Genomic DNA, 2,732 nt, shown 5'->3' with positions numbered 1-2,732 from the left:
ACCGATCGTGTCGCTCCGCGACGTGCAGAAGAGCTTTGGCCCGCTACGGGTGCTCGATGGTGTGTCCTTTGCCGTTCAGCGCGGCGAAGTGCTGGCGCTGATCGGCCGCTCCGGCTCCGGCAAGAGCACGGCACTGCGCTGCATCGACCGCTTCGAGAAGATCGATTCAGGTGAAATCCGCGTCTGCGAGCACCGCGTCGACGCCGCCGATATCGATCTTCGGGCGCTGCGGCAGGATGTCGGCATCGTCTTCCAGAGCTACAACCTGTTCCCGCACCTCACGGCCGCCGAGAACATCGCACTGGCGCCGCGGCACAGCAAGGGCAAGACGCGCGCCGAGGCGAACGAGCTCACGGCCCGCGTGCTGGCGCAGGTGGGCCTGTCCGACAAGGCGCAAAGCTACCCGGAGCAGCTTTCCGGCGGCCAGCAGCAGCGCGTGGCCATCGCGCGCTCGCTCGCGATGGAGCCTCAGGTCATGCTGTTCGACGAAGTGACCTCGGCCCTCGACCCGCAACTCACGGGCGAAGTCCTCAAGGTGATGGCCGACCTGGCCGCCGGCGGGATGACCATGGTGCTGGTCACCCACGAGATGGCCTTCGCCCGCAACGTCGCCGACACCACGCTGTTCATGCACAAGGGCCGCGTCCACGAACAGGGCGGCCGCGAGATGTTCGACCGGCCGCAGACGGCGGAACTGCAACAGTTCCTCGGCACCGGCCTCTGAGAGTAGTCCGTAGTTCCTTCCCTGCAACCACTGGAGACGACATGAACCACAAGAACCTGTTCCGCCGCGCACTGCTGCTGGCCACCCTGTCCACGGCCTTCTTCGGCGCCCATGCCGACACGCTGGACACGATCCGCGCGAACAAGAAGGTCCGCATCTCGATCGACCTGGCGGTGCCGCCGTCGGGCATGACGGACGCGAACATGAAGCCCACGGGCTCGGACTACGACGTGGCCGTGCTGCTGGCCAAGGACCTCGGCGCCGCGCTCGAAGTGGTGCCGACGGTCGGCGCCACCCGGATCCCGAACCTGCAGACCGGCAAGGCCGACCTCATCATCTCGACGCTGGCATGGACGCCGGAGCGCGCCAAGGTCGTCGACTATTCGATCCCCTACGCGCCGCAGATCTCGCTGGTGGGCGGCGTCAAGGGCGTCAACGTGAAAAGCATGGCCGACCTGGCCGGCAAGAGCGTCGCGGTGAACCGCAGCACGACGCAGGACAAGGACCTGACGGACAACGCGAAGGGCGCCAACGTGGTGCGCTACGACGACGATGCCGGCGTGATCACCGCGGTGGTGACCGGCCAGGCCGACCTGGTGGGCACGTCCAACGCCCTCTTCCAGACCATGCAGCAGAAGGCGCCGCACCGCAACCTGGAGATGAAGTTCGTGCTGCGCGTCAACGACCTCGGCATCGGCGTGCGCAAGGACGATCCGAAGCTGCTGGCCTGGGTGAACGACTGGGTGCGCGCCAACCACAAGAACGGCAAGCTGAACGAGATCTTCAAGAAGTACCACGGCACCGAGATCCCGAAGGACGTCGTGGAGAAGTGGCTGGCGGCGAAGTAAGGGCCATGCTGGCCCTGGTCGACACCCACCACCACTTCTACGATCCGGAAGCGCACTACTACCCGTGGTTGAACGATGCGGGGGCTCCCCCGCATCGCTACGGCGACCACTCCGCGCTGAAGCGGCCTTACCTGCCGGCGGACTACGCGCGCGACACGGCAAGCGTGAACCTGCTCGGCAGCGTGCACGTCGAGGCGGATTGGGACCCGAAGGATCCGATCGGGGAGATGCGCTTCATCGCGACGCTGCGCGAACAGTGCGGCCTGCCCTCCGTCGCCGTGGGGCAGGCGTGGCTGCACCAGCCGGACGCGGCCAGCACGCTCGAACAGCTGGCGGCTTTCGATTTCGTGCGTGGCGTGCGGCAGAAGCCGCGCGCCAACGCCGCGCCGGGCGGTCCACCCGGCGGCATGACCGATGCCGCCTGGCTGCAAGGCTACGCGCGGCTGGAGCCCCTGGGCTTGCACTACGAAGTGCAGACGCCGTTCTGGCACCTGCACGAAGCGGTGCGCGTGGCCGCGCAGTTCCCGGGAACGCGCATCGTCATCAATCATGCGGGCATGCCGTCGGACCGCAGCGAGGAAGGCATGCGGGCCTGGCGCACGGCGCTGTCCGGGATGGCCGCTCAGCCGAACGTGGCCATCAAGATCAGCGGCATCGGCGAAGCCGGCTACCGATGGCGAGCCGATGCCAACCGGCGCGTCGTGCTGGAGGTGATCGAGCTGTTCGGGGTGGATCGCTGCATGTTCGGCAGCAACTACCCGCTGGACAGCCTGTGCGCGTCGTACCAGAGCATCTTCGAAGCCTTCGAGGGGTTCGTCGCCGATTTCAGCGCGCAGGAGCGGGCGCAGCTGTTCGTGGAGAATGCGCGCCGGATCTATCGCATCCCTGCGTAGCCTGTCGAACAACAACAAGGAAGAAACGATGAGTGGACGTACGAGCCTCTTCGCCCGCGGCGTGGCGCTGGCCGGCGGGGCCGCCCTGGTGTGGCGGCGCTGGACGCAGGGGCCCATGCCGCCGGAGGCCGTCGGGAGCGCTCCCCACATCCCGCCAGGCCGGCCGCAAGGCGCGGTACCGACGCTGAAGATGCCGACGGCGCGCGGCTGGTCCGAAGGGCAGCTGCCGGTCGCAGCGGCTGGATTGAAGGTGAACGCCTTCGCCGC

General features: G+C 67.6%; 3 protein-coding genes and 1 pseudogene. All 4 read left to right on the top strand.

Translation table 11 applies throughout. The features are described from left to right. Window positions 1–4 precede the first annotated feature (4 nt). Window positions 5–724: an amino acid ABC transporter ATP-binding protein gene (locus VF522_RS04685; RefSeq protein WP_330907069.1), complete on the top strand. Its 720-nt coding sequence runs from the start codon at window positions 5–7 to the stop codon at window positions 722–724. A 41-nt stretch (window positions 725–765) separates the two neighbouring features. Then, window positions 766–1,572 carry a transporter substrate-binding domain-containing protein gene (locus VF522_RS04680; RefSeq protein ID WP_330907068.1) on the top strand — a complete coding sequence of 269 codons (807 nt, stop codon included), beginning with the start codon at window positions 766–768 and terminating at the stop codon, window positions 1,570–1,572. Between the two features lie 5 nt (window positions 1,573–1,577). Further along, window positions 1,578–2,465 carry an amidohydrolase family protein gene (locus VF522_RS04675; RefSeq protein ID WP_330907067.1) on the top strand — a complete coding sequence of 296 codons (888 nt, stop codon included), beginning with the start codon at window positions 1,578–1,580 and terminating at the stop codon, window positions 2,463–2,465. 28 nt (window positions 2,466–2,493) lie between these two features. After that, window positions 2,494–2,732, top strand: a pseudogene (locus VF522_RS04670) (sorbosone dehydrogenase family protein); the annotation flags it as partial.

The sequence above is a fragment of the Ramlibacter sp. genome (assembly GCF_036383835.1).
Taxonomy (GTDB): Bacteria; Pseudomonadota; Gammaproteobacteria; order Burkholderiales; family Burkholderiaceae_C; genus Ramlibacter.
This window is presented reverse-complemented; position numbering and strand designations above follow the sequence as displayed.

What these genes read in the sequence shown, in the direction of transcription:
- VF522_RS04680 (WP_330907068.1), top strand. Translation starts at nt 766, where the DNA reads ATGAACCACAAGAACCTGTTCCGCCGCGCACTGCTGCTGGCCACCCTG.
- VF522_RS04675 (WP_330907067.1), top strand. Translation starts at nt 1,578, where the DNA reads ATGCTGGCCCTGGTCGACACCCACCACCACTTCTACGATCCGGAAGCG.